Origin of the sequence: Pseudomonas putida (assembly GCF_001941965.1) — a bacterium.
Taxonomy (GTDB): domain Bacteria; phylum Pseudomonadota; class Gammaproteobacteria; order Pseudomonadales; family Pseudomonadaceae; genus Aquipseudomonas; species Aquipseudomonas putida_L.
Window position 1 is genome coordinate 285,678 of sequence record NZ_MKZO01000025.1, and the last position, 25,172, is coordinate 310,849.

Sequence of the window (25,172 nt, forward strand, 5' to 3'; positions counted from 1 at the left end):
CCGGCCTCTGGAGGAAAGATGCGTAGCCTGGTTCTGCTGCTGGCGTTCATCACGCTGGGCGGCTGCATGACTGTCAGCGACATGGGTGAGGCCACCCGTTATCACATGAGTGATGCCGGCTTCCTGGATCACGCCAACACCCAGCGCTCGATGTCGCTGCGCCTGCAACCCGACTCGTTCATTTTCATTGCCCAGGGGGTGTTCGTGCCGCCGGGCCGGGCGTATCCGCGTCCCAACGTGGTGGCGGAGGAGGCCTTCAAGGGCTTCGTCGAATACTTCCCGCTGGTGCGTCGCGCGCAAGGGCCGATTGGCCTGGAGGATGCGCTGGCTGAAGCTCGCTCCGTCGGCGCCCACTACCTGCTCTACACCCGTTTCGCCCGGGCGGACAACCGCATCGGCAACGGCGACGAGTGGTATGACGAACAGGCCGTGGATCGCCTCGGCATCGATACCGGCACCATTCAGATGATGCTGATCGAAACCAGCACCCGCTACCTGATAGACACCGCGCGTATCCACACCCGTGGCGGTTTGCTGACGTTCCACGACAACAAGCCGGAAGATTTGATTGGTCCTCCCCTGGAAGACTACGCTCGTGCCTTGTTGGGCTTGAGCAACTGAGGAGTATCGAACATGGCTGACACGGGCAAGGCCGGTGACCTGCTGGCGCAAATCCCCAAGGCGGAAAAAGGCTTGCCGCCCGTGCACCTGTGGAATCCGGATTTCTGCGGCGATATCGACATGCGTATCGCCCGGGATGGCACCTGGTTCTACCAGGGTACGCCGATCGGCCGCAAACCCATGGTGCGCCTGTTCTCCACCATCATTCGCCGTGACGCTGACGATTACTTCCTGGTAACGCCGGTGGAGAAGGTCGGGATCAAGGTCGATGATGCGCCGTTCGTGGCGGTCAGCGTGGACGTGCAGGGCAGTGGCGAGGCGCAGGTGCTGCGTTTTACCAGCAATGTCGAGGATCAGGTCGAGGCCGGTCCCGGGCATCCGCTGCGTTTCGTCATCGATCCCGTGACCCAGGAGCCATCGCCCTACGTGCATATGCGCGCCAATCTCGAAGCGCTGATCCATCGCAATGTGTTCTACGAACTGGTGGAGCTGGCGGTGTCTCGTGAGATCGAAGGCGAGGCCTGGCTCGGCGTGTGGAGTTCCGGAGAGTTCTATCCGATCGGGCGGCTTTGAGCTGCAAGCCGTAAGTCTCAAGCTGCAAGAAAAAGCGATTGCGCCGCTGACTGCTTTTTCTTACGGCTTGAAGCTTGCAGCTTGCGGCTGAAATAAAAAACCTCCAGTGCTTACGCATCTGGAGGTTTTCAGTATTTGGCTCCGCGACCTGGACTCGAACCAGGGACCCAATGATTAACAGTCATTTGCTCTACCGACTGAGCTATCGCGGAATCTGTGGCGTATCTTACTGATTACCAAAGGGAAGTCAAGCTTCCCCTTGGCAAATATCGCTTACAGCACGTCGACGATGGCTTTGGTCACTACGTGGATGTTGCTCTGGTTCAGGGTGGCCACGCAGATGCGGCCGGTGTCCAGGGCGTAGATGCCGTATTCGTTCTTCAGCCGCGCCACTTGCTCAACGCTCAGGCCCGAGTAGGAGAACATGCCGCGCTGGCGGCCGACGAAGCTGAAATCACGCTTGGCACCGTATTCGGCCAGCAGTTCGACCATCTGCTTGCGCATGCCGTGGATGCGGCCACGCATTTCGCCCAGCTCGGTTTCCCACATCTGACGCAGCTCGGCGCTGTTCAGCACGGCAGCGACGATGCTGGCGCCGTGGGTTGGCGGGTTGGAGTAGGTGGTGCGGATCACGCGCTTGACCTGCGACAGCACACGAGCGCTTTCTTCCTTGGCGCTGGTGACGATCGACAGGGCGCCGACGCGCTCGCCGTACAGCGAGAACGATTTGGAGAACGAGCTGGAAACGAAGAACTCCAGGCCCGACTCGGCGAACAGGCGCACGGCGAAGGCGTCTTCGGCGATGCCGTCGCCAAAGCCCTGGTAGGCCATGTCGAGGAATGGCACGTGGCCCTTGGCCTTGACCACTTCCAGAACGTTTTTCCAGTCCTGCAGGCTCAGGTCGACGCCGGTCGGGTTATGGCAGCAGGCGTGGAGGACGATGATCGAACCCGATGGCAGGTTGTTCAGGTCTTCCAGCATGCCGGCGCGGTTGACGTCGTTGCTCGGGGCGTCGTAGTAGCGGTAGTTCTGCACCGGGAAGCCGGCGGTTTCGAACAGCGCGCGGTGGTTTTCCCAGCTCGGGTCGCTGATGGCGACGACGGCGTTCGGCGACAGTTGCTTGAGGAAGTCGGCACCGATCTTCAGGGCGCCGGTACCACCGACGGCCTGCACGGTGACCACGCGGCCTTCGGCCAGCAGCGGCGACTCGGCACCGAACAGCAGTTTCTGCACGGCCTGGTCGTAGGCGGCGATACCGTCGATCGGCAGGTAGCCGCGGGAAGCGTGCTGGGCGGCACGTTGGGTTTCGGCTTCGATGACCGCACGCAGCAGTGGGATGCGTCCTTCTTCGTTGCAGTAAACGCCTACGCCGAGGTTGACTTTCTCGGTACGGGTGTCGGCGTTGAATGCTTCGTTGAGGCCCAGAATGGGATCGCGTGGTGCCAGCTCGACAGCGGAAAACAGGCTCATTATTACCTTGGCTCTGAATGGAGGGTGAGTAGGGTCCGCACGCTCCAGCCGAATGCACTAGAGCGGTGCACAAACGGGGAGTCAGTATAGTGATACCGCTCGGTCACGGCGACAGTCTGCCGCAGCTTTTCCGGCTGTTTCCGGGAATATTTTTCGACCGTTAGTCGAATCCCCCGGTCAACCGTGGGTGCCCGGTCTTGAAACTGGCGCAGAGCGCCTTTAATTGGGTATAACTACTGGCTAAAAATACAGTTAGCTGTATCCGCACTTGCGCAGAGGTCCGTCATGTCCGAGTTTCAACTGGTCACCCGTTTCCAGCCGGCCGGCGATCAGCCGGAAGCCATCCGCCTGATGGTCGAAGGCATCGAGGCGGGCCTGGCGCACCAGACCCTGCTCGGCGTGACCGGCTCGGGCAAGACCTTCAGCATCGCCAACGTCATCGCCCAGGTGCAGCGCCCGACCCTGGTGCTGGCGCCGAACAAGACCCTCGCCGCGCAGCTGTATGGCGAGTTCAAGGCGTTCTTCCCGAACAACTCGGTCGAGTATTTCGTTTCCTATTACGACTACTACCAGCCGGAAGCCTATGTGCCGTCGTCGGACACCTTCATCGAGAAGGACGCCTCGATCAACGACCATATCGAGCAGATGCGCCTGTCGGCCACCAAGGCCCTGCTGGAGCGGCGCGACGCCATCATCGTCACCACGGTGTCCTGCATCTACGGTCTGGGCAGCCCGGAAACCTACCTGAAGATGGTCCTGCACATCGACCGCGGCGACAAGCTCGACCAGCGCGCCTTGCTGCGCCGCCTGGCCGACCTGCAATACACCCGCAACGAAATGGACTTTGCCCGCGCCACCTTCCGCGTGCGTGGCGATGTGATCGACGTGTTCCCGGCCGAATCGGACCTGGAAGCCATCCGCATCGAGTTGTTCGACGACGAGGTGGAAAACCTCTCGGCCTTCGATCCGCTGACCGGCGAAGTGATCCGCAAACTGCCGCGTTTCACCTTCTACCCCAAGAGCCACTACGTCACCCCGCGGGAAACCCTGCTGGAGGCGGTGGACGGGATCAAGGACGAGCTCAAGGACCGCCTGGAGTACCTGCACAAGGCCAACAAGCTGGTGGAAGCCCAGCGCCTGGAACAGCGCACCCGCTTCGACCTGGAGATGATCCTCGAGCTGGGCTACTGCAACGGCATCGAAAACTACTCGCGCTACCTCTCGGGCCGCCCGGCCGGTGCGCCGCCGCCGACCTTGTACGACTACCTGCCGCCGGATGCGCTGCTGGTAATCGACGAATCCCACGTCAGCGTTCCGCAGGTCGGGGCGATGTACAAGGGCGACCGTTCGCGCAAGGAAACCCTGGTGGAATACGGCTTCCGCCTGCCCTCGGCGCTGGACAACCGGCCGATGCGCTTCGACGAGTGGGAGAGCGTCAGCCCGCAGACCATTTTCGTGTCCGCGACCCCGGGGCCTTACGAGGCGGAACATGCCGGCCGTGTGGTCGAGCAGGTGGTGCGGCCGACCGGCCTGGTCGACCCGCAGGTGGAAATCCGCCCGGCGCTGACCCAGGTCGACGACCTGCTCTCGGAAATCCGCAAGCGCGTGGCGCTGGAAGAGCGCGTGCTGGTCACCACCCTGACCAAGCGCATGGCCGAGGACCTGACCGACTACCTCGCCGACCACGATGTCCGGGTGCGCTACCTGCACTCGGATATCGACACGGTGGAGCGGGTCGAGATCATCCGCGACCTGCGTCTGGGCACCTTCGATGTGCTGGTGGGGATCAACCTGCTGCGCGAGGGCCTGGACATGCCCGAGGTGTCGCTGGTGGCGATCCTCGATGCGGACAAGGAGGGCTTCCTGCGCTCCGAGCGTTCGTTGATCCAGACCATTGGTCGGGCGGCGCGCAACCTCAATGGCCGGGCGATTCTCTATGCCGACCAGATGACCGGTTCGATGCAGCGGGCGATCGACGAGACCGAGCGGCGCCGGGAGAAGCAGATTGCCTTCAACGAGGCCAACGGCATCGTGCCCAAGGGTGTGGTCAAGGACATCACCGACATCCTCGAAGGCGCCAATGTCCCTGGCTCGCGCAGCAAGAAGCGCAAGGGCATGGCCAAGGCGGCGGAGGAGAGTGCCAAGTACGAGGCCGAGCTGCGTTCGCCGGGGGAGATCACCAAGCGCATCAAGCAACTGGAAGAAAAGATGTACCAGCTGGCGCGGGACCTGGAGTTCGAAGCGGCGGCGCAGATGCGCGACGATATTGCCAAGTTGCGTGAGAAGCTGATTACTGCCTGAAGTTCTTTATTGCTCTTGAGGGCCTCATCGCTGGCAAGCCAGCTCCCACAGGGTCTGCGGCGCACGCGATACCTGTGGGAGCTGGCTTGCCAGCGATAGGGCCCTGAAGGTCAATGCGCCTCTCCAGCCTTGAGCCCCTGCGGCAGCTTCCGGGTCATCAACACCGCAATCATGCTGATCGCCAGCCCGATCCCGACAAAATGGAAGGCATCGTTGTACGCCATGATCAGCGCCTGCTGATGGGTGATCTCGCTCAACCTTGCCAATGCCGCGCCATCGCTGCCCAGCTTCTCCGCCAGTTGCCCCAGGCGTTCCGCCACCTGCGGATTGGTCGGCACCACCGCTTCGCGCAGATAGTCGAAATACACTTTGGTCCGCGCATCCAGCAGCGTCGCCAGCAAGGCGATACCAATGGCCCCGCCAAGGTTGCGCAGGATATTGAACAGACTCGACGCCGACCCCGCATCCTGCGCCTGGATATAGGCCGTGGCGATCAACGAGATGGTCACCATGATCATCGGCTGCCCCAGGGCACGAATGATCTGGATGTTGTTGAACTGCGCCCCGGCAAAGTCCGGATTGAGTACCCCGGAGCTGAAGCTGGCAAAGCCGAACAGGCCAAAGCCCAGCGCACACAGCACCTTCGGCGGAATCACCTTCATCAGCTTGGGCACCAACGGGATCAGGAACAGCTGCGGAATCCCCATCCACATGATCACTTCGCCAATCTGCAAGGCGTTGTAGTTCTGGATCTGCGCCAGGTACAGCGGCAGCAGGTAGATCGAGCCATACAACCCGACCCCCATGCCCAGGCTGGCAATGCTCGACAGGCCGAAATTGCGGTTGCCCAGAATACGCAGGTTGATCAGCGGGTTGGGCCGGGAGAACTGGATGATGACGAAGGTGATCAGGCTGACCAGGGCAATACTGCCGAGGCCGACGATCAGGCTCGATTCCAGCCAGTCCTTGCGGTGGCCTTCCTCGAGGAACACCTGCAGGCAACCCAGGCCGACGCCCAGGGTGACGATGCCGGCGTAGTCCGTGCTTTTCAGCAGTTCCCAATGCGCTTCCTTCTTCTCCAGGCCGTACATCAGGCCGGCGATCATCAGCAACCCCGGCGGGATGTTGATGTAGAAGATGTACTCCCAGCCCCAGTTCTCCGTGAGCCAGCCGCCCAGCGCCGGGCCGATGGACGGGGCGAAGGTGGCGGTCATGGCAAACATCGCCATGCCCTTGGCGCGGTGGTGTTCCGGCAGCTTGATCAGGGTCAGGGTGAAGGCCAGGGGGATCAGTGCACCGCCGGTGAAGCCCTGCAGGGCGCGGAACAGGATCATGCTTTCCAGGTTCCAGGCCATGGAGCAGAGCAGCGACGACACCAGGAAGCCGAGCGACACCCACACCGCCAGGCGCCGCGCCGAGAGCAACTGCACCAGCCAGGCGGTCAGCGGGATCATGATGATCTCGGCCACCAGATAGGACGTGGAAATCCACGAGCCTTCCTCCAGGGTCGCCGACAGCGCGCCCTGGATATCCTTTAGCGAGGCGTTGGTGATCTGGATATCGAGCACGGCCATGAACGCACCGAGCATCGCACTCATGACCGCGATCCAGTCGCGCCGGCTCGGTTCGCCGACGGGACGGATCAGTTGATCACCGGCCATCGCTGCGCAGGTCGACGGTGGCGGTGACCGACATGCCCGGACGGATGCGGCCATGCAACGGGTTGTCGGCGGCGAAGGTCAGCTTCACCGGAATCCGCTGTACGACCTTGGTGAAGTTACCGGTGGCGTTATCCGGCGGCAGCAGGCTGAACTGCGCGCCCGAGGCGGCGAACAGGCTGTCGACGCGGCCTTCGATCGGGGTGTCCGGGTAGCTGTCGAAGACCAGTTCGGCGCGCTGTCCGGGTTGCATCTTGCCGATCTGGGTTTCCTTGAAGTTGGCCTGAACCCAGATGTCCTGGTCCGGGACGATGGACAGCAGGTAGGCGCCGTTCTGTACGTACTGGCCGTCGCGGGCGGCGCGCTGGCCGATCATGCCGCTGATCGGCGCGTGGATTTCGCTGCGGGTCAGGTTCAGCTCGGCCTGGGCCAGGTCGGTGCGGGCGGTGGCGATCTGCGCATCGAGGCGCTTGAGTTCGGCCTCCAGGGCGCTGACCTGCTGGCGCTGGCCCTGCAGGTCGGCCTGGGCCTTGCTCACCTGGGAACGGGCGACATTGCTTTCCGCCGACAGGGTGGTGACCCGTTCCTCGGACACGAAGCCCGGCTTGCGCAGGGCCTGGGCGCGGTTCAGGTCCAGTTGCGTGCGGCCGAGGGTGGCCTGGCTCGCCGACACCTGGGCCTGGCCGGCGGCGATCAGGCTGGACTGCTGGGTCAGCCGGCTTTCCGCCTGCAGGCGTTCGGCCTGGCGGGTATCGAGGGTGGCGCGGGCGCGCTCGACGGCGAAGCGGAAGTCATCGGACTCCAGGCGCACCAGCAGGTCGCCTTTCTGCACATGCTGGTTGTCCTGTACCAGCACGCTGTCGATGCGTGCGCTCAACTGGCTGGAAACCCGGGTGATCTCGCCCTGGACATAGGCGTTGTCGGTGCTTTCATAGAAGCGTCCCTTCAAATACCAATGGGCAAAGAAGGCGAGGGCAACCATCAGGACCAGGAAAAGAAAAATCAGCAGGCGACGCTTGAGTTGGGCAGGCATGAGGACGATCGTTCCGAAAATGTAAGCAAATTTAACAAATATTGGATCCAGCGACGCAAGTGACGATCACGCCCATTACTGGAGCCCGGCGCCTGCACCCTGTTAACATCCCGCCTTTGTTTCACCTCTTCTCGAGACTCTCATGACCACCGTTCGTACGCGCATCGCGCCTTCGCCGACTGGCGATCCCCATGTCGGCACCGCCTACATCGCCCTGTTCAACTACTGCTTTGCCAAGCAGCACGGCGGCGAGTTCATCCTGCGTATCGAAGATACCGACCAGTTGCGTTCGACCCGCGAATCCGAGCAACAGATCTTCGACGCCCTGCGCTGGCTGGGCATCGAATGGGCCGAAGGCCCGGATGTCGGCGGTCCGCACGGCCCTTACCGGCAGAGCGAGCGGGGCGAGATCTACAAGCAGTACGCCCAGCAACTGGTTGACCTGGGCCACGCCTTCCCGTGCTTCTGCACCGCCGAAGAGCTGGACCAGATGCGTGCCGAGCAGATGGCCCGCGGTGAAACCCCGCGCTACGACGGCCGCGCGCTGCTGCTGTCGGCGGAAGAGGTGCAACGTCGCCTGGCCGCCGGCGAGCCGCACGTGATCCGCATGAAGGTGCCGAGCGAAGGTGTCTGCGTGGTCCCGGACATGCTGCGTGGCGACGTCGAGATCCCGTGGGACCGCATGGACATGCAGGTCCTGATGAAGACCGACGGTCTGCCGACCTACTTCCTGGCCAACGTGGTCGACGACCACCTGATGGGCATCACCCACGTCCTGCGCGGCGAAGAGTGGCTGCCGTCGGCGCCGAAGCTGATCAAGCTGTACGAGTACTTCGGCTGGGAACAACCGAAGCTGTGCTACATGCCGCTGCTGCGCAACCCGGACAAGAGCAAGCTGTCCAAGCGCAAGAACCCGACCTCGGTGACCTTCTACGAGCGCATGGGCTTCATGCCCGAAGCCATGCTCAACTACCTGGGCCGCATGGGCTGGTCGATGCCGGACGAGCGCGAGAAGTTCTCCCTGGCCGAGATGGTCGAGCACTTCGACCTGTCCCGCGTGTCCCTGGGCGGTCCGATCTTCGATATCGAGAAGCTGTCCTGGCTCAACGGCCAGTGGCTGCGTGACCTGCCGGTGGAAGAGTTCGCCGCACGGGTCCAGAAGTGGGCGTTCAACAGCGACTACATGATGAAGATCGCCCCGCACGTGCAGGGCCGGGTCGAGACCTTCAGCCAGATCGCTCCGCTGGGCGGCTTCTTCTTCGAAGGCGCGCTGAAGCTGGATGCGAAGCTGTTCGAGCACAAGAAGCTGTCGCCGGACCAGGTGCGCCAGGTCATCCAGCTGATCCTGTGGAAACTGGAAAGCCTGCGTCAGTGGGAAAAGGACCGCATCACCGGTTGCATCCAGGCCGTGGTCGAGGCCCTGGAGCTGAAGCTGCGTGACGCCATGCCGCTGATGTTTGCGGCGATCAGCGGCCAGGCCAGCTCGGTCTCGGTACTCGACGCCATGGAAATCCTCGGCCCGGACCTGACCCGCTACCGTCTGCGCCAGGCCCTGGACCTGCTGGGCGGCGTGTCCAAGAAAGAAAACAAGGAATGGGAGAAGCTGTTGGGCACCATCGCCTGATTGCCTTCACCCGTTTTTTTCGCGGGGCGAGCCTTCTACCTTCGGCACTTGGCCGGGGCAGGGGGCTCGCCCCGCGGTCGTTCAGGCCACCGCCGAAAGGCGCGGGACCCAGCAAACACGGGGCTTTTCCCGCTTGGGGACGGTAAGTGGTTGTTATCTGGGAAAAAATTTTTGAATTTCTTTGAAAATAAGTTTGACAGGTCTGTCATCCGCTCTTAATATGCGCCCCGTCCACAGCGATGAACGAAAACGAAACGCGAAGCACCCAGCCAAGCGAATCAAGTTCAGAGCGACATTGTGGGGCTATAGCTCAGCTGGGAGAGCGCCTGCATGGCATGCAGGAGGTCAGCGGTTCGATCCCGCTTAGCTCCACCAAATTCCGCTTGGCAGCCGAGGCTGACAAGCAAGACCGGGTCCAGCAACCGGGTCTTGAAGGTAAGAAGGTTCGTCCCCTTCGTCTAGTGGCCTAGGACACCGCCCTTTCACGGCGGTAACAGGGGTTCGAGTCCCCTAGGGGACGCCAGTTTCACACAAGCGATATCGAAAGAGGTCGCTGGGCCGCGAGGCTAGAAATCCGGGGCTATAGCTCAGCTGGGAGAGCGCCTGCATGGCATGCAGGAGGTCAGCGGTTCGATCCCGCTTAGCTCCACCAATTCCGCCAGGATTCGTGAAAACGGATCTGCACGAAGGTTACAAGTCCCCTTCGTCTAGTGGCCTAGGACACCGCCCTTTCACGGCGGTAACAGGGGTTCGAGTCCCCTAGGGGACGCCATTTTATCCGCTCTGCGGAATTTCAAGGCTCATTCGATTATTGAATGAGCCTTTTGTTTTTTCCCGCGAAAAAGTTTTTGCCCTGGGGCGACAAGCGGCCAGGAAAAAGACTTGCCAGAAAATATTATGAGCATAATATTAAACCCATAATATTTTCCGGTGAGCGTCATGAACGACAAGAAAGCCAAGACCCGCGAACGCATCCTCGATGCCGCCCGTTGTGCGTTGATCCAGCAGGGCCCGGCCGATGCCAGCGTCAACCAGGTAATGAGCGCTGCCGGCCTGACTGTTGGCGGCTTCTATGCCCACTTCGACAGCAAGGAAGCGCTGATGCTCGAGGCCTTCAGCCAGTTGCTCGGCGAGCGCCGTGCCTTGCTGGCCCAGGTCGATCCGGCGCTGGACGGGCAGTCCCGGCGGGCCCTGGTCGCCGCCTTCTACCTGTCGCGCAAGCACCGCGATTCCACGGTGGATGCCTGCCCACTGCCGACTACCCTGAGCGAGATGACCCGCCTGCCCGACGACTTTCGCCAGGTCCTGGCCGAGCATATCGAGCTGATGACCGCCGAGCTGGTGGACAGCCCCGAAGACGCCGACAAATTCCTCGCCGACCTCGCCCTGATGGTCGGCGGCCTGGCCCTGGCCCGCGCCCTGGGTAACGATGAACTGTCCGATCGCATTCTGCGCGCCGCCAAAACAGCGGTGATCTGAAACAACCCCACTGGAGCGAAGCGATGAATACCCTGAGCTGGATTCGTGGCGTCAATGGCACCCTGGGGCGACTGGTCCCTGGGCATATCGCCAGCAAGATGCACCGTGCCTTCATGACCCCCTACACCAAGCCGCCGCGTGAGTGGGAGTTGCCGATCCTGGCGACGGCGGAGCGCATCACCCTGCGCTTCGGTCTTTCCGCGCTGCGTTGGGGGCAGGGTCCGACGGTGTTGCTGATGCATGGTTGGGAAGGGCGCCCGACCCAGTTTGCCCGGCTGATCGAGGCGCTGGTCGAGGCGGGTTATACCGCTGTTGCGCTGGATGGTCCCGGGCATGGCCGTTCGCCGGGCGCGGAGGCGCATGTTGGACTGTTCGCCAGGGCAATGCTGGAAGCGGCGGCCGAGTTGCCGCCGTTGAAGGCGGTGATCGGTCACTCCATGGGCGGCGCCAGCATGCTGCTTGCCCTGCAATGGGGGCTACGGGCCGAGGCCGTGGTCAGCATCGCTGCGCCTTCGCGGTTGATCGGCGTCCTGCGCGGCTTTGCCCGCCGCCTGAACCTGCCGCCGCGGGCCCGTGCGGCGTTTATCCGCAAGGTCGAGCGCGATGTCGGGGTGGCTATCGAACATCTGGATGTCAAGGGCTACCAACTGGATCTGCCTGGATTGATCGTGCATGCCAAGGACGATCAGCTGGTTTCCGCCCGGGAAGCGCAACTGATGCACGAGGCCTGGTTCGATAGCCGCCTGCTGATGCTGGAGGAGGGCGGTCACCAGCGCGTGCTGGCCGATCCCCAGGTCATCGCCGGTGTGCTCGACCTGTTGCAGCGCACGGCGATGCCATTGCGCCAATCGGCCTGATCATCCGTTACACTCATGCCCGTTCATCACAAACGGGAGCGGGCATGAGCTGGGATCTGGCAACGCCATTCGTCATCGACCTGCGGGTGGGTGCCGAGGATATCGACGGACTGGGGCACGCCAACAACGCGGTCTACGTCACCTGGCTGGAGCGTTGTGCCTGGCGCCATTCCCAGCGTCTGGGGCTGGACCTGGCCGAGTATCGTCGCCTCGATCGTGCCATGGCTGTAGTCCGCCATGAAATCGACTACCTTGCCAGCGCCTACGAAGACGACGAGCTGCAACTGGCGACCTGGATCGTCGACTGGGACCAGCGCCTGAAAATGACCCGGCACTTCCAGCTGGTCCGTCCGAGCGACGGCACCACCTTGCTGCGGGCCCAGACCACCTTCGTCTGCATCGAGTTGTCCACAGGTAAGCCCAAGCGCATGCCGCAGGAATTCCTCGAGGGTTATGGTCAGGCGTTGCTGGAAAAGCAGGCGTGATACGGCAGGCGCTCGATGGCGATGAGATGACCGTGCGCCGGGTCGTGGAAGCGGCTTATCTGCCGTATGTCGAGCGTATTGGTGTGCGACCCGGGCCGCTGGATGATGATTATGGTGATCTGATTCGGCGGGGGCAGGTCTGGCTGCTGGACGATTGCGCGGTGCTGGTGCTGTGTCCCGAGCCGGCGGCGATGCTGCTGTCCAATGTGGCCGTGGACCCGGCTTGCCAGGGGCGGGGGCTTGGCCGGCAACTGGTCGACTTCGCCGAAGCCCGTGCCCGCGAAGCCGGGTTTTCCCTGATCCGCCTGTACACCAATGCCGCCATGACCGGGAATGTGGCGCTCTACCAGCGCCTTGGCTACCGCGAAACCCATCGCGGCAGCGAGCATGGCTTCAACCGGGTGTTCATGGAGAAGGTTTTGGCTTGAGCATTTCCAGGACCCGTTGAATGAACGAGCGCCTTTTCCGAGGGGGCTCTGGCAAGCGCAATTCCGGCCCGGGAGGCGGGTCAGGTTCGAAGTTGAGAAGGTCGTAGTTGTGTTTTCTGATCTGCATGTCCTGTTCCCTGGCCGATGGTGTGCTGGTGCTGGTTGTTGGCAAAGAACGTGGACATGTGATCGATCTCCTTCAGATTTGACGTGCGCGGACCCTGTGGGAGCTGGCTTGCCAGCGATAGCGGTAGTGAATTCACCATCGCTATCGCTGGCAAGCCAGCTCCCACAGGGTCCCGCAGTACTTTCAAGATAAACTGTGCGCCTGTCATGTCGGCCTCTTCCTATGTGGCTGTAGGAAGCATCCCCGTTTACCATGCACGCACTTTTTCCGAGGTTCTCCCCCATGCAAATTGCCCTGGCCCCGATGGAGGGGCTGGTCGACGACATCATGCGCGACGTGCTGACCCGCGTCGGCGGCATCGACTGGTGCGTGACCGAGTTCATCCGGGTCTGCGACCGGGTGCTGCCCGAGGCCACGTTCCACAAGATGGCGTCCGAGCTGGCGCACGGCTCGCTGACGCCGGCCGGCGTGCCGATGCGCGTGCAGTTGCTGGGCTCCGACCCGGTCTGCCTGGCCGACAACGCCGCCCTGGCCTGCGAGCTGGGTGCGCCGGTGATCGACCTGAACTTCGGCTGCCCGGCCAAGACCGTGAACAAATCCCGCGGCGGCGCGGTGCTGCTCAAGGAGCCGGAGCTGCTGTTCCGCATTGTCAGCGAGGTGCGCAAGGCCGTACCCGCGCACATCCCGGTCACCTCGAAAATGCGCCTGGGCTTCGAAACCCCGGACGGCGCCCTGGACTGCGGCCGCGCCCTGGCCGAAGGCGGCTCGGCGCATCTCGTGGTGCATGCGCGGACCAAGGTCGAGGGCTACAAACCGCCCGCCCACTGGGAGTGGGTGGCCAAGGTGCAGGATGTAGTCAAGGTGCCGGTGTTCGCCAATGGCGAGGTCTGGACCCTGGACGACTGGCGGCGCTGCCGCGAGGTCAGCGGGGTCAAGGACATCATGCTGGGTCGCGGCCTGGTCTCGCGCCCGGACCTGGCCCGGCAGATCGCCGCCGTGCGCGATGGCGTCGAGTGCGTGCCGATGGACTGGGCCGAACTGATGCCGTTGATTCAGGACTTCTGGCGTCGGGTCCGGGTCGAGCTGACCCCGCGTTCCGCCCCGGGTCGCCTGAAGCAGTGGATAGCGATGCTGACTCGGAGCTACCCGGAAGCCACCGCGCTGTTCACCGAACTGCGCCGGGAAACCGACTGCGACCGGGTCGGCCTGTTGCTTGGCGTACCGCCGCTGGTCGCCGCGGCGTAAAAAATTTTACCGGCGACGCTTGAAATGGTCTTGGTGGTCCACATCTATGGGGTACGCGATGCCGAAGTCGGGTCGCGTAGCAAACCCAACTCGCTGATGTTCAGGAGATCTATCCATGACTACCGCTTTTTCCCTCGCTCCACTGTTCCGCCATTCCGTTGGTTTCGACCGTTTCAATGACCTGTTCGAATCTGCGGCGCGTAATGAGTCGGGTAGCAGCTACCCACCCTACAATGTTGAAAAACATGGCGATGACCACTATCGCATCGTTGTTGCCGCTGCCGGCTTCCAGGAAGCAGACCTGGATCTGCAAGTGGAAAAAGGCGTACTGACCGTCACTGGCGGCAAGCGCGACAGCAACGGCAATGCCAGCGTCACCTACCTGCACCAGGGCATTGCCCAGCGTGCGTTCAAACTGTCCTTCCGCCTGGCCGATCATATCGAAGTCAAATCGGCGGCCCTGGCCAACGGCCTGCTCAGCGTCGATCTGCTGCGGGTGGTGCCGGAAGAGGCGAAGGCCAAGCGTATCCCGATCAATGGGGACAAGCCTGCGCTGAATTGAGTGCGGGGTAGGTGAAAAGAGAAGGGCGCCTTATGCAGGCGCCCTTTTTTATTGTTCTTGCGGGCCTCATCGCTGGCAAGCCAGCTCCCACAGGGATCGTATACACCGCGGACCCTGTGGGAGCTGGCTTGCCAGCGATGAGGCCCTAATAGTCAGCGGGAGTCTCCAGCAGTATCGCCCGGAAATCCCCAAGCGGCAGCGGCCGGCTATGCAGATATCCCTGATACAGGAAGCACCCCTGCCGTTCGAGAAACTCAAGCTGCTCGGAAAGCTCCACCCCCTCCGCAATCACCGTCAAATCCAGGCTCCGCGCCATCGCCACGATCGCCCGGACGATCTCCGCATCGTTGGGATCCACCGGCGCATCCCGTACGAACGACTGGTCGATCTTCAAGGTGTCCACCGGCAAGCGCTTGAGATAGGTCAGCGATGAATACCCGGTGCCGAAATCATCCATGGCAAACCCTACCCCCAACGCCTTCAGCTCGCGCATCTTGCTGATGGTGTCCTCGAGGTTCTGGATCACGATGCCTTCGGTAATCTCCAGCTTGAGCATGCGATAGGGCAGGCGATAGTCGTCCAGGCTGCGCCGCACCCGCTGGACGAAGTCGTTCTGGCGGAACTGCCGCGGGCTGATGTTGACGCACAGGCTGAAATCCTCGGCATCGATCAACTGGTCCTGAAGCATGTGCGAACAGGCGTCGCAGGCTTCGTCGAGAATCCAGTTGCCCACCTCAAGGATCAGCCCGCTCTCCTCCAGGACCTGGATGAACTGCGCCGGTGGCTGCTGGCCGAGCAGCGGATGGTGCCAGCGCAGCAACACCTCGGCACCGACGATGCGGTTGTCCCGGGCATCCACCTGGGGCTGGAAGTGCAGGGCCAGTTCGCCGCGGGTCAGGGCCATGCGCAGGTCGCTTTCCATGCGCAGGCGCTCGCTGGCGGCCTTCTGCATGGTGGTGTGGAACAACTGGGTGGTGTTGCGTCCGGAATCCTTGGCCCGGTACAGGGCGATATCGGCGCGCTTGAGCAGGTCGGCCGGGGTCGAGCCGTGGTCGGGGATCAGTGCCACGCCGATGCTCGGGGTCACCTGCAGGCGCTGGCCGTCCAGGGACATGGGCTCGGCGAGCAACTGGCGCAGGGTATCGGCCAGTTCCTGGACCTGCTCGGTGACTTCCTCGCGGCTGCCTTGCAGGCCGCTGAGCAGCACCACGAATTCGTCGCCGCCCAGCCGCGCCACGGTATCTTCCAGGCGCACGCTGGCTTCCAGGCGTGCAGTGATGATCTTCAGCACCGTGTCACCCACCGGATGGCCGAGCGAATCGTTGATGTGCTTGAAGTGATCGAGATCGAGGAACAGCAGGGCGCCACGCAGGTTGTGGCGCTTGAGCAGGGCGATCTGCTGGCTCAGGCGGTCCATCAGCAGGGCGCGGTTGGGCAGGTTGGTCAGCGGATCGTGGTAGGCCAGGTGGCGGATCTGCGCCTGGGCGTTCTTCAACTGGCTGACATCCCGGGCGGTCAGCAGCAGGCAGTCGGTTTCATTCAGGGTGATCGGTTCAACCGAGACTTCCAGAGTCAGCAGGTCGCCGCTCTTGCTGCGCCCGAGCATTTCCCGGTGGTGCACCCGCTCACGCTGTTGCAGCTCGGCCACCAGCATCTCGTGCTGCTTGTCATCGGCCCAGAAGCCGATCTGGTTGGCGCTGCGCCCGAGCACTTCGCCGGCGCTGTAGCCGGTCAGGCGGCAGAAGCCGTCGTTGACCTCCAGGTAGCGCCCGGTCTGCAGTTCGCTGATGCTGATGGCATCGGGGCTGGAGTGGAAGGCCTTGGCGAACTTCTCCTCGCTGGCCTTGAGTGCGGCTTCGGCGCGCTGCTGCTGGGTGATATCGCGTAGCGTGGTGACGCTGCAGGTCTGGTTGTCGACCTTGATCAGGCGGCTGGAAATAACGCAGGTCAGGGCCTGGCCGTGCTTGTGGTTGACCACGATCGCCACGTTGTTCAGGGCCTGGTCGCGAATCACCTGCTCGATGCGCCTGGCCCGCGCCGAGGACTCTGCCCACAGGCCGATTTCCTCGGCATTGCGGCCCAGCACCTCGTCGGCGCTCCAGCCGAAGGTCTGGGTAAAGGCCGGGTTGATCTCGATGAACTGGCCGTTGTCCTGGCGGGTGACGCAGATCGGGTCGGGGCTGACCTGGAACAATCCGGCGAATTTCTCCTCCGAGGCCATCAGGCGCTGCTCGCGCTCGACCTGGTCGGTGATGTCCAGCAAGGTCCCGGCCATGCGCAGGGGGTTGCCTTCTTCGTCGCGGTACAGCCGCGCGCGGCTTTCCAGGTAGCGTGAGTTGCCGTTTTCCAGCTGGATGCGGTAGGTGATCTGGTAATTGCCCGCCGGGCCCTCGCGCAGGCTGCGGTACGCCTGGCGCATGCTGGAGCGCTCGTCTTCCGGAACGCCCTCGAAGAAGGCTTCGAAAGACTCGTGGAAGGGCACTGGCTCCAGGCCGTGCAACTGCACGGCACGGGCCGAGCCATAGAGCATGCCGCTGGGGATATGCCAGTCCCAGGTGCCCAGTTGCGCCGAGTCCAGGGCCAGGTCGAGACGCTCCTGGCTGTCCTTGAGCGCCGCTTCGCGCTCGCGCTGGGCGGTGATCTCGCGGATCACCCCGACCATCTGCGGCCGGCCGTCCTTGTCATGGGTCAGGCTGCCGCTGATCTCCAGCCAGTGCAGGGTGCCGTCGGGCCAGCGGATGCGATGGCGCATGGCCTGTTCCTGCGGTTCGCCGGCCACGACCGCATAGAAGGCCTGGACGGTGCGCTCGCGGTCTTCCGGCGGCAGCAGGTCCAGGTAATCCAGGTCCTTGGGCAGTGGCTGGCGCGGGTCGTAGCCGAACAGCGCCTGGGTGCCCCGCGACCAACTGATGCGGCCGGTCTCGACGTCCCAGAACCAGGCACCGAGACGGGCGCCGTTCAGGGCCGCGAGCAATTGCGGAGCGTTTTCCCAGGTCTGCTCCGACTCCTGGGGATCGGCCGCGAGGATACGTGGAAGGCGCGGAAAACGGGGTGTAGTGGGCATCGATTACCAGACCTTTGGCGAATACGCTTCCTTGGTATGGGCCGGCCCGGCGCAACGGGTGGCCTCAGGTTTTTCTCGCATGGCTGTCGAGCAGTGCCATAAAGGCTCTGGCTGCATTCGATAACGTTCGTTCCGTATGAAGAATGTAGCCTAGCTGGCGAGTCAGCTGTATGCCCGGCAAGCTGATGGAAGCCACCTGGTCATCGAGCATGGTGCGCGGCAAAACGCTCCAGGCCAGGCCGATCGACACCATCATCTTTATGGTTTCCAGATAGTTGGTGCTCATGGCGATGTTCGGCGTGAGGCCCTGGCCCTCGAACAAGCGGTGCACGATATGGTGGGTAAAGGTGTTGCCACCGGGGAAAACCGCCGGATGGTGGGCAATATCTTCCAGACCGGCGGCAGCCTTGCGCGCCAGCGGATGCTCCGGGGCCACCACGAAATCCAGCGGGTCGTCCCATACCGGCACCGCTCGCACCAGGCCGTGGGGCTCCGGCGCCAGGGTAATCACGGCGATTTCCGCGCGGCCGTGGAGGATTTCCTCGTAGGCGACTTCCGAATCGAGGAACTGGATATCCAGGGCGACCGCCGGATACTGCCGGGTAAAGGCGCGCAGCAGCGGCGGCAGACGGTGCAGGCCGATGTGATGGCTGGTAGCCAGGGTCAGGCGCCCGCTGACCTCGCCGGTGAGGTTGGTCAGGGCCCGGCGGGTGTCGTCCAGCACATTGATGATCTGATAGGCGCGGGGCAGCAGGGCGCGGCCGGCCTCGGTCAGGCTGACCTCGCGGCCGAGGCGGTCGAACAGGCGCACGTCGAGCTGCTGCTCCAGCCCGGCGATGCGCTTGCTGATCGCCGGCTGGGTCAGGTGCAGGCGCTCCCCGGCCCCGGAAAAGCTGCCGGTTTCGGCAATCGCGATAAAGGCGTTGAGGTTGGCCAGGTCCACGGTTTCGGATTCCTCTTGGTTATCCAAAGCATAAAAATTATGAATTTGAGTTATCCAATCTAACGCCATACCATCAGCCGTACAAGCCAAGGGGTTATTGGCATAGAAAGACTGATGAGGAACGCCTGATGGCCGGCAAAACGCTTTACGACAAGCTCTGGGATTCGCATTTGGTCAAGCAGCGCGACGATGGCTCCGCGCTGATCTACATCGACCGTCACATCATCCACGAAGTGACCTCGCCGCAAGCCTTCGAAGGCCTGCGCCTGGCGAATCGCAAACCTTGGCGCATCGATGCCAACATCGCCACCCCGGACCACAACGTGCCGACCACCCCCGAGCGCAAGGGCGGTATCGACGCCATCGTCGACCAGGTGTCGCGCCTGCAGGTGCAGACCCTCGACGAAAACTGCGACGAATACGGCATCACCGAATTCAAGATGAACGACGTGCGCCAGGGCATCGTCCACGTCATCAGCCCGGAGCAGGGCGCGACCTTGCCGGGCATGACCGTGGTCTGCGGTGACTCGCACACCTCGACCCACGGCGCCTTCGGCGCCCTGGCCCACGGCATCGGCACCTCCGAGGTGGAGCACGTGCTCGCCACCCAATGCCTGGTCGCCAAGAAGATGAAGAACATGCTGGTGCGCGTCGAAGGCGTATTGCCCGCTGGCGTCACCGCCAAGGACATCGTCCTCGCCGTGATCGGCAAGATCGGCACTGCCGGCGGTAACGGGCATGCCATGGAGTTCGCCGGCAGCGCGATTCGCGACCTGTCCGTCGAAGGCCGCATGACCATCTGCAACATGTCCATCGAAGCCGGCGCCCGTGTTGGCCTGGTGGCTACCGATGCGAAAACCGTCGAATACGTGAAGGGCCGCCCGTACGCGCCGAAAGGCGAGCAATGGGACCTGGCCGTCGAAGCCTGGAAAGACCTGGTTTCCGACGCCGACGCGGTGTTCGACACCGTGGTCGAGCTGAACGCAGCGGACATCAAGCCGCAAGTCAGCTGGGGCACGTCCCCGGAGATGGTCCTGGCCATCGACCAGCGCGTGCCGGATCCGGCTGCCGAGGCCGACCTGGTCAAGCGTGGCTCCATCGAGCGCGCCCTGAAGTACATGGGCCTGAGCGCCAACCAGGCGATCACCGATATCCAGCTGGACCGCGTGTTCATCGGTTCCTGCACCAACTCGCGGATCGAAGACCTGCGTGCCGCAGCGGAAATCGCCAAGGGCCGCAAGGTGGCCGCGACCATCAAGCAGGCGATCGTGGTACCGGGCTCTGGCCTGGTAAAAGAGCAGGCCGAGAAAGAAGGCCTGGACAAGATCTTCCTCGAAGCCGGCTTCGAATGGCGTGAACCGGGCTGCTCCATGTGCCTGGCCATGAACCCGGACCGCCTGGAGAGCGGCGAGCACTGCGCGTCGACCTCCAACCGCAACTTCGAAGGCCGCCAGGGTGCCGGTGGTCGTACCCACCTGGTCAGCCCGGCCATGGCCGCCGCCGCCGCCGTTACCGGCCGTTTCATCGATGTACGCGAGTTGATCCAAGGGAGCGCAGCATGAAAGCCTTTACCCAGCACACCGGCCTCGTTGCCCCTCTGGACCGTGCCAACGTCGACACCGACCAGATCATTCCCAAGCAGTTTTTGAAGTCGATCAAGCGCACCGGTTTCGGTCCGAACCTGTTCGACGAATGGCGTTACCTGGATGTCGGCCAGCCGTACCAGGACAACAGCAAGCGTCCGAAGAACATGGACTTCGTCCTCAACCATGATCGCTACCAGGGCGCCAGCGTGTTGCTGGCCCGTGAGAACTTCGGTTGCGGTTCGAGCCGCGAGCACGCCCCGTGGGCCCTGGAAGAGTATGGTTTCCGCAGCATCATCGCGCCGAGCTATGCCGACATCTTCTTCAACAACAGCTTCAAGAACGGCCTGCTGCCGATCATCCTCAGCGACGAGGAAGTCGACGAGCTGTTCAAGCAGGTCGAAGCCGACCCGGGCTACCAGCTGACCATCGACCTGCAGGCGCAGACCGTGACCCGTCCCGACGGCAAGGTGCTGGGCTTCGAGATCGACGCGTTCCGCAAGCACTGCCTGCTCAACGGCCTGGACGATATCGGCCTGACCCTGCAGGACAGCGATGCTATCGGCGCCTTCGAGGCCCGTCACCGTGCCAGCCAGCCATGGTTGTTCCGCGACGCCAAATGATGTGTTGAATGTGCCGGCCTCATCGCTGGCAAGCCAGCTCCCACAGGTCCTGCGTTGAACGCGGAGAGTGTGAACAGCACATGCACAGGTCCTGTGTTGGGCACAGATGGTGTGAACAGCACAGAGCCCTGTGGGAGCTGGCTTGCCAGCGATAGGGCCCCGGAGACGAAAAGATGACCAGCAGCAGCCACAAGGACGTTGTCCAGCGCCAGTTCGGCGACCAGGCCAGCGCCTACCTCAGCAGTGCCGTGCACGCCCAGGGCAGCGAGTTCGCCCTGCTCCAGGCCGAACTGGCCGGCCAGGAGGGCGCTCGCGTCCTCGACCTGGGCTGCGGCGCCGGCCATGTCAGCTTCCATGTGGCCCCGCTGGTCGCCGAAGTGGTGGCCTACGACCTGTCGCAGCAGATGCTCGACGTGGTCGCCGCCAGTGCCTCCGGGCGCGGCCTGCACAATATCGTCACCGAACGCGGTGCCGCCGAACGCCTGCCGTTCGCCGACGCCGCCTTCGACTTCGTCTTCAGCCGCTACTCCGCGCACCACTGGAGCGACCTCGGCCTGGCCCTGCGCGAAGTGCGCCGGGTGCTCAAGCCGGGTGGCGTGGCCGCCTTCGTCGATGTCATGTCGCCGGGCAGCCCATTGCTGGATACCTACCTGCAGACCGTCGAAGTGCTGCGCGACACCAGCCACGTACGCGACTATTCCGCCGCCGAATGGCTGCGCCAGGTCAGCGAAGCCGGCCTTCACGTGCGTAGCCACACGCGCCAGAGCCTGCGCCTGGAATGGACTTCCTGGGTCGAACGCATGCGTACGCCAGAAGCCATGCGCGCCGCCATCCTGCAATTGCAGCAGGCGATGGGCGAAGAAGTACGGCAGTATTACCGGATCGAAGCCGATGGCTCCTTCAGCACCGATGTCCTGGTGCTCTGGGCCGAACGCTGAAATCCAGCAGATTGTTACCGGCGCGCCACCTTCGGCGCGCCGCTTGATTCGAGATAGAGGAAAGCATGAGCAAGCAGATTCTGATTCTCCCGGGTGACGGTATCGGTCCTGAAATCACCGCCGAGGCCGTCAAGGTGCTGGAGCTGGCCAACGACAAGTTCCAGCTCGGCTTCGCCCTGGAGCACGACGTGATCGGCGGCGCCGCCATCGACAAGCACGGCGTGCCGCTGGCCGACGAGACCCTGGAGCGTGCACGCAAGGCCGATGCCGTGCTGCTGGGCGCCGTGGGTGGGCCGAAGTGGGACAAGATCGAGCGTGACATCCGCCCTGAGCGCGGCCTGCTGAAGATCCGTTCGCAACTGGGCCTGTTCGCCAACCTGCGTCCGGCGATCCTCTACCCGCAACTGGCCGACGCCTCCTCGCTGAAGCGTGAAATCGTCTCCGGCCTGGACATCCTGATCGTCCGCGAGCTGACCGGCGGCATCTACTTCGGCGCCCCGCGTGGCACCCGCGAGCTGGAAAACGGCGAGCGCCAGTCCTACGACACCCTGCCGTACAGCGAAAGCGAAATCCGCCGCATCGCCCGTGTCGGCTTCGACATGGCCCGCGTGCGTGGCAAGAAGCTCTGCTCGGTGGACAAGGCCAACGTCCTGGCCTCCAGCCAGCTGTGGCGAGAAGTGGTCGAGGACGTCGCCAAGGACTACCCGGACGTCGAACTGAGCCACATGTACGTCGACAACGCCGCCATGCAGCTGGTCCGCGCGCCGAAGCAGTTCGACGTGATGGTCACCGACAACATGTTCGGCGACATCCTGTCGGATGAGGCTTCCATGCTCACCGGTTCCATCGGCATGCTGCCGTCGGCCTCCCTGGACGCCCACAACAAGGGCATGTACGAGCCGTGCCACGGTTCCGCACCGGACATCGCCGGGCAAGGCATCGCCAACCCGCTGGCGACCATCCTCTCGGTCTCGATGATGCTGCGCTACAGCTTCAACCAGCACGATGCCGCCGAGGCCATCGAGAAAGCGGTGAGCCTGGTTCTCGACCAGGGCCTGCGTACCGGCGACATCTGGTCCGAAGGTTGCACCAAGGTCGGTACGCAGCAAATGGGCGACGCAGTAGTCGCAGCGCTGCGGAATCTGTAATCTCTCTGGCCCGCTGCCGAAACCACAACAGGGCAGCGGCCCACTTTTAGCGAAGGTGTAGTTGCGATGAAACGTGTAGGTCTGATCGGTTGGCGCGGAATGGTCGGTTCCGTGCTCATGCAGCGGATGCTCGAGGAGCAGGATTTCGATCTTATCGAGCCGGTGTTCTTCACCACCTCCAACGTCGGTGGCCAGGGCCCTGCAGTGGGCAAGGACATTGCCCCGCTGAAGGATGCCTACAGCATCGACGAACTCAAGACCCTGGACGTGATCCTGACCTGCCAGGGCGGCGACTACACCAACGAAGTCTTCCCCAAGCTGCGCGAAGCCGGCTGGCAGGGCTACTGGATCGACGCCGCCTCGTCCCTGCGCATGCAGGATGACGCGGTCATCGTCCTCGACCCGGTCAACCGCAAGGTCATCGACCAGCAGCTGGATGCCGGGACCAAAAACTACATCGGCGGCAACTGCACCGTCAGCCTGATGCTGATGGGCCTGGGCGGCCTGTTCGAAGCCGGCCTGGTCGAGTGGATGAGCGCCATGACCTACCAGGCGGCCTCCGGTGCCGGCGCGCAGAACATGCGCGAGCTGATCCGCCAGATGGGCGCGACCAACGCCGCCGTGGCCGACGAACTGGCCAACCCGGCCAGTGCCATCCTCGACATCGACCGCAAGGTCGCCGAGGCCATGCGCAGCGAGGCCTACCCGACCGAAAACTTCGGCGTACCGCTGGCCGGCAGCCTGATCCCGTGGATCGACAAGGAACTGCCGAACGGCCAGAGCCGCGAAGAGTGGAAAGCCCAGGCCGAGACCAACAAGATCCTCGGTCGCTTCAAGAGCCCGATCCCGGTGGACGGCATCTGCGTACGTATCGGCGCCATGCGCTGCCACAGCCAGGCGCTGACCATCAAGCTGAACAAGGACGTGCCGCTGGCCGACATCGAAGGCCTGATCAGCCAGCACAACCCCTGGGTGAAACTGGTGCCGAACCAGCGCGAGATCAGCATGAAGGAGCTGACCCCGACCAACGTCACCGGCACCCTGAACATCCCGGTGGGTCGTCTGCGCAAGCTGAACATGGGTTCCCAGTACATCGGTGCCTTCACCGTCGGCGACCAGCTGCTTTGGGGCGCGGCCGAACCGCTGCGCCGCATGCTGCGGATCCTGCTGGAGCGTTGATCGCCTTGCGGTAACCTGAAAAACCCGTGCTGGTGACAGCGCGGGTTTTTTGTTTTCGGACAAATCAAAGTAAAGTGCCGCTCCCGAATTCCCGGGACCGCTTTGCGGTCCTTCGCGGGCAAGCCACGCTCCTACAGAAGCACGCGGTGACTGTAGGAGCGTGGCTTGCCCGCGAAGGACTGCAAAGCAGTCCCAATAGGCCAGAGAGATCTCCACATGACCAAGCCCATCGACATCGCCGTCATCGGCGCCACCGGCACCGTCGGCGAAACCCTCGTGCAGATCCTCGAGGAACGCAACTTCCCGGTGGGCACCCTGTACCTGCTGGCCAGCAACGAATCCGCCGGCAGCGCCGTGAGCTTTCGCGGCAAGAACCTGCGCAGCCGCGACGTCGACGACTTCGACTTCGCCAAGGTGCGCCTGGCCTTCTTCGCCGCCGGCCCGGCCGTGACCCTGAGCTTTGCACCCCGCGCCCAGGCCGCCGGCTGCACGGTGATCGACCTGTCCGGCGCATTGCCTGCCGAGCAGGCACCCGCCGTGGTCCCGGAAGCCAATCCCCAGGTGCTGGACACCCTGAAAGCCCCGGCCACCCTGCACAGCCCGAGCGCCGCCGCCGTGGCCCTGGCCGTTGTCCTCGCCCCGCTGAAAAACCTCCTGACCCTCGAGCGCGTCACCGTCACCGCCAGCCTCGCCGTTTCCGCCCAGGGCCGCGAAGCCGTCAGCGAGCTGGCCCGGCAAACCGCCGAACTGCTCAACGCCCGTCCGCTGGAGCCGCGCTTCTTCGACCGGCAGATGGCCTTCAACCTGCTGGCCCAGGTCGGTGCCAGCGACGAGCAGGGCCATGGCCTGCTGGAGCGCCGCCTGGTCCGCGAGTTGCGCGAACTGCTCGACCTGCCTTTACTCAAGATTTCAGTCACCTGCGTTCAAGTCCCGGTGTTTTTTGGCGATAGCTACACTGTCAGCCTGAATGCCAGCGAAGCGGTCGATCTGGCCGCAGTGAACAAGGCGCTGGACGCAGCGGACAGTGTCGAGCTGGTGGAGGAGGGCGACTATCCGACGCCGGTGGGCGATGCCGTCGGCCAGGACGTGGTCTATGTAGGTCGTGTTCGCAGCGGTATCGACGAGCCACAGCAACTCAATCTCTGGCTGACCACCGACAATGTGCGCAAGGGCGCAGGTTTGAACGCCGTACAGCTGGCTGAATTGTTGATAAAAGACCTTGTGTAAAAGA

Annotated in this window: 21 protein-coding genes and 5 tRNA genes; 20 read left to right on the forward strand and 6 right to left on the reverse strand. The window is 63.3% G+C overall.

Annotation, left to right across the window (positions count from 1 at the left end):
* Positions 1-18: 18 nt before the first annotated feature.
* A complete protein-coding gene (locus PSEMO_RS15710; RefSeq protein WP_075803900.1) occupies positions 19-621 on the forward strand; it encodes a DUF4823 domain-containing protein in 603 nt (200 codons plus the stop codon).
* A gap of 12 nt (positions 622-633) precedes the next feature.
* Entirely contained in the window at positions 634-1,194 is a 561-nt protein-coding gene (locus tag PSEMO_RS15715; protein WP_075803901.1) for a DUF1285 domain-containing protein, read from the forward strand.
* A gap of 136 nt (positions 1,195-1,330) precedes the next feature.
* Here the strand turns inward: PSEMO_RS15715 and PSEMO_RS15720 are convergent.
* Positions 1,331-1,406, reverse strand: a tRNA-Asn gene (locus PSEMO_RS15720).
* Positions 1,407-1,467: 61 nt separating this feature from the next.
* Positions 1,468-2,664 (reverse strand): amino acid aminotransferase, encoded by a 1,197-nt coding sequence (locus PSEMO_RS15725; protein ID WP_075803902.1) that lies wholly within the window; start codon positions 2,662-2,664, stop codon positions 1,468-1,470.
* Positions 2,665-2,949: 285 nt separating this feature from the next.
* Between PSEMO_RS15725 and uvrB the strand changes: the two genes are divergently transcribed.
* Positions 2,950-4,965, forward strand: coding sequence for an excinuclease ABC subunit UvrB (gene uvrB, locus PSEMO_RS15730; protein WP_075803903.1), 2,016 nt, complete (start codon positions 2,950-2,952; stop codon positions 4,963-4,965).
* A 110-nt stretch (positions 4,966-5,075) separates the two neighbouring features.
* On the opposite strand, the gene PSEMO_RS15735 is transcribed toward uvrB, so the two are convergent.
* Together PSEMO_RS15735 and PSEMO_RS15740 are read right to left on the reverse strand one after the other, a co-directional pair.
* A complete protein-coding gene (locus PSEMO_RS15735; protein ID WP_075803904.1) occupies positions 5,076-6,626 on the reverse strand; it encodes an MDR family MFS transporter in 1,551 nt (516 codons plus the stop codon).
* On the reverse strand, positions 6,616-7,656 hold the full coding sequence (locus PSEMO_RS15740; protein ID WP_075803905.1) for an HlyD family secretion protein: 1,041 nt from the start codon (positions 7,654-7,656) through the stop codon (positions 6,616-6,618). The genes PSEMO_RS15735 and PSEMO_RS15740 overlap by 11 nt, the downstream gene beginning before the upstream one ends.
* Before the next feature lie 142 nt (positions 7,657-7,798).
* Here PSEMO_RS15740 and gltX point away from each other — a divergent pair, with 142 nt between their 5' ends.
* From gltX to PSEMO_RS15795, 11 genes are all read left to right on the forward strand, one after another.
* Positions 7,799-9,280: a glutamate--tRNA ligase gene (gene gltX, locus PSEMO_RS15745; protein WP_075803906.1), complete on the forward strand. Its 1,482-nt coding sequence runs from the start codon at positions 7,799-7,801 to the stop codon at positions 9,278-9,280.
* A 299-nt stretch (positions 9,281-9,579) separates the two neighbouring features.
* A tRNA-Ala gene (locus PSEMO_RS15750) sits at positions 9,580-9,655 on the forward strand.
* Positions 9,656-9,727: 72 nt separating this feature from the next.
* A tRNA-Glu gene (locus PSEMO_RS15755) sits at positions 9,728-9,803 on the forward strand.
* A 53-nt stretch (positions 9,804-9,856) separates the two neighbouring features.
* A tRNA-Ala gene (locus PSEMO_RS15760) sits at positions 9,857-9,932 on the forward strand.
* Between the two features lie 44 nt (positions 9,933-9,976).
* Positions 9,977-10,052: transfer RNA gene (locus PSEMO_RS15765), tRNA-Glu, on the forward strand.
* Positions 10,053-10,219: 167 nt separating this feature from the next.
* Positions 10,220-10,759, forward strand: coding sequence for a TetR/AcrR family transcriptional regulator (locus tag PSEMO_RS15770; protein WP_075803907.1), 540 nt, complete (start codon positions 10,220-10,222; stop codon positions 10,757-10,759).
* A gap of 23 nt (positions 10,760-10,782) precedes the next feature.
* Positions 10,783-11,616 (forward strand): alpha/beta fold hydrolase, encoded by an 834-nt coding sequence (locus PSEMO_RS15775; RefSeq protein WP_075803908.1) that lies wholly within the window; start codon positions 10,783-10,785, stop codon positions 11,614-11,616.
* A gap of 44 nt (positions 11,617-11,660) precedes the next feature.
* Positions 11,661-12,101, forward strand: a complete 441-nt coding sequence (locus PSEMO_RS15780) for an acyl-CoA thioesterase (RefSeq protein ID WP_075803909.1) — start codon at positions 11,661-11,663, stop codon at positions 12,099-12,101.
* Positions 12,098-12,529: a GNAT family N-acetyltransferase gene (locus PSEMO_RS15785; RefSeq protein ID WP_081430264.1), complete on the forward strand. Its 432-nt coding sequence runs from the start codon at positions 12,098-12,100 to the stop codon at positions 12,527-12,529. The genes PSEMO_RS15780 and PSEMO_RS15785 overlap by 4 nt, the downstream gene beginning before the upstream one ends.
* A 409-nt stretch (positions 12,530-12,938) precedes the next feature.
* Positions 12,939-13,901 (forward strand): tRNA dihydrouridine synthase, encoded by a 963-nt coding sequence (locus tag PSEMO_RS15790; RefSeq protein ID WP_075803910.1) that lies wholly within the window; start codon positions 12,939-12,941, stop codon positions 13,899-13,901.
* A 115-nt stretch (positions 13,902-14,016) separates the two neighbouring features.
* On the forward strand, positions 14,017-14,463 hold the full coding sequence (locus tag PSEMO_RS15795; protein WP_075803911.1) for an Hsp20 family protein: 447 nt from the start codon (positions 14,017-14,019) through the stop codon (positions 14,461-14,463).
* Positions 14,464-14,608: 145 nt separating this feature from the next.
* Here the strand turns inward: PSEMO_RS15795 and PSEMO_RS15800 are convergent, their stop codons facing one another.
* Both PSEMO_RS15800 and PSEMO_RS15805 read right to left on the reverse strand, forming a co-directional pair.
* The gene (locus PSEMO_RS15800; RefSeq protein WP_075803912.1) at positions 14,609-17,527 is read right to left on the reverse strand and encodes an EAL domain-containing protein; all 2,919 of its coding nucleotides are present in this window, start codon (positions 17,525-17,527) and stop codon (positions 14,609-14,611) included.
* Positions 17,528-17,591: 64 nt separating this feature from the next.
* Positions 17,592-18,470 (reverse strand): LysR family transcriptional regulator, encoded by an 879-nt coding sequence (locus PSEMO_RS15805; RefSeq protein WP_075803913.1) that lies wholly within the window; start codon positions 18,468-18,470, stop codon positions 17,592-17,594.
* 128 nt (positions 18,471-18,598) lie between these two features.
* On the opposite strand from PSEMO_RS15805, the gene leuC reads away from it, so the two are divergent.
* The 6 genes from leuC to PSEMO_RS15835 all read left to right on the forward strand — a co-directional run bounded on the left by leuC (position 18,599) and on the right by PSEMO_RS15835 (position 25,168).
* A complete protein-coding gene (leuC, locus tag PSEMO_RS15810; RefSeq protein WP_075803914.1) occupies positions 18,599-20,032 on the forward strand; it encodes a 3-isopropylmalate dehydratase large subunit in 1,434 nt (477 codons plus the stop codon).
* The gene (gene leuD / locus PSEMO_RS15815) at positions 20,029-20,676 is read left to right on the forward strand and encodes a 3-isopropylmalate dehydratase small subunit (protein ID WP_075803915.1); all 648 of its coding nucleotides are present in this window, start codon (positions 20,029-20,031) and stop codon (positions 20,674-20,676) included. The genes leuC and leuD overlap by 4 nt, the downstream gene beginning before the upstream one ends.
* A 173-nt stretch (positions 20,677-20,849) precedes the next feature.
* On the forward strand, positions 20,850-21,614 hold the full coding sequence (locus PSEMO_RS15820; RefSeq protein WP_075803916.1) for a class I SAM-dependent methyltransferase: 765 nt from the start codon (positions 20,850-20,852) through the stop codon (positions 21,612-21,614).
* A 65-nt stretch (positions 21,615-21,679) separates the two neighbouring features.
* Positions 21,680-22,762, forward strand: coding sequence for a 3-isopropylmalate dehydrogenase (gene leuB, locus PSEMO_RS15825; protein WP_075803917.1), 1,083 nt, complete (start codon positions 21,680-21,682; stop codon positions 22,760-22,762).
* Positions 22,763-22,828: 66 nt separating this feature from the next.
* Positions 22,829-23,941 (forward strand): aspartate-semialdehyde dehydrogenase, encoded by a 1,113-nt coding sequence (asd, locus tag PSEMO_RS15830; RefSeq protein WP_075803918.1) that lies wholly within the window; start codon positions 22,829-22,831, stop codon positions 23,939-23,941.
* A gap of 216 nt (positions 23,942-24,157) precedes the next feature.
* Positions 24,158-25,168, forward strand: coding sequence for an aspartate-semialdehyde dehydrogenase (locus PSEMO_RS15835; RefSeq protein ID WP_075803919.1), 1,011 nt, complete (start codon positions 24,158-24,160; stop codon positions 25,166-25,168).
* The last annotated feature ends 4 nt before the right edge of the window (positions 25,169-25,172 follow it).

What these genes read in the sequence shown, in the direction of transcription:
- PSEMO_RS15710 (WP_075803900.1), top strand. Translation starts at nt 19, where the DNA reads ATGCGTAGCCTGGTTCTGCTGCTGGCGTTCATCACGCTGGGCGGCTGC.
- leuD (WP_075803915.1), top strand. Translation starts at nt 20,029, where the DNA reads ATGAAAGCCTTTACCCAGCACACCGGCCTCGTTGCCCCTCTGGACCGT.
- leuB (WP_075803917.1), top strand. Translation starts at nt 21,680, where the DNA reads ATGAGCAAGCAGATTCTGATTCTCCCGGGTGACGGTATCGGTCCTGAA.
- leuC (WP_075803914.1), top strand. Translation starts at nt 18,599, where the DNA reads ATGGCCGGCAAAACGCTTTACGACAAGCTCTGGGATTCGCATTTGGTC.
- uvrB (WP_075803903.1), top strand. Translation starts at nt 2,950, where the DNA reads ATGTCCGAGTTTCAACTGGTCACCCGTTTCCAGCCGGCCGGCGATCAG.
- gltX (WP_075803906.1), top strand. Translation starts at nt 7,799, where the DNA reads ATGACCACCGTTCGTACGCGCATCGCGCCTTCGCCGACTGGCGATCCC.
- PSEMO_RS15795 (WP_075803911.1), top strand. Translation starts at nt 14,017, where the DNA reads ATGACTACCGCTTTTTCCCTCGCTCCACTGTTCCGCCATTCCGTTGGT.
- PSEMO_RS15770 (WP_075803907.1), top strand. Translation starts at nt 10,220, where the DNA reads ATGAACGACAAGAAAGCCAAGACCCGCGAACGCATCCTCGATGCCGCC.
- asd (WP_075803918.1), top strand. Translation starts at nt 22,829, where the DNA reads ATGAAACGTGTAGGTCTGATCGGTTGGCGCGGAATGGTCGGTTCCGTG.
- PSEMO_RS15740 (WP_075803905.1), bottom strand. Translation starts at nt 7,656, where the DNA reads ATGCCTGCCCAACTCAAGCGTCGCCTGCTGATTTTTCTTTTCCTGGTC.
- PSEMO_RS15790 (WP_075803910.1), top strand. Translation starts at nt 12,939, where the DNA reads ATGCAAATTGCCCTGGCCCCGATGGAGGGGCTGGTCGACGACATCATG.
- PSEMO_RS15735 (WP_075803904.1), bottom strand. Translation starts at nt 6,626, where the DNA reads ATGGCCGGTGATCAACTGATCCGTCCCGTCGGCGAACCGAGCCGGCGC.
- PSEMO_RS15800 (WP_075803912.1), bottom strand. Translation starts at nt 17,527, where the DNA reads ATGCCCACTACACCCCGTTTTCCGCGCCTTCCACGTATCCTCGCGGCC.
- PSEMO_RS15715 (WP_075803901.1), top strand. Translation starts at nt 634, where the DNA reads ATGGCTGACACGGGCAAGGCCGGTGACCTGCTGGCGCAAATCCCCAAG.
- PSEMO_RS15775 (WP_075803908.1), top strand. Translation starts at nt 10,783, where the DNA reads ATGAATACCCTGAGCTGGATTCGTGGCGTCAATGGCACCCTGGGGCGA.
- PSEMO_RS15780 (WP_075803909.1), top strand. Translation starts at nt 11,661, where the DNA reads ATGAGCTGGGATCTGGCAACGCCATTCGTCATCGACCTGCGGGTGGGT.
- PSEMO_RS15820 (WP_075803916.1), top strand. Translation starts at nt 20,850, where the DNA reads ATGACCAGCAGCAGCCACAAGGACGTTGTCCAGCGCCAGTTCGGCGAC.
- PSEMO_RS15835 (WP_075803919.1), top strand. Translation starts at nt 24,158, where the DNA reads ATGACCAAGCCCATCGACATCGCCGTCATCGGCGCCACCGGCACCGTC.
- PSEMO_RS15725 (WP_075803902.1), bottom strand. Translation starts at nt 2,664, where the DNA reads ATGAGCCTGTTTTCCGCTGTCGAGCTGGCACCACGCGATCCCATTCTG.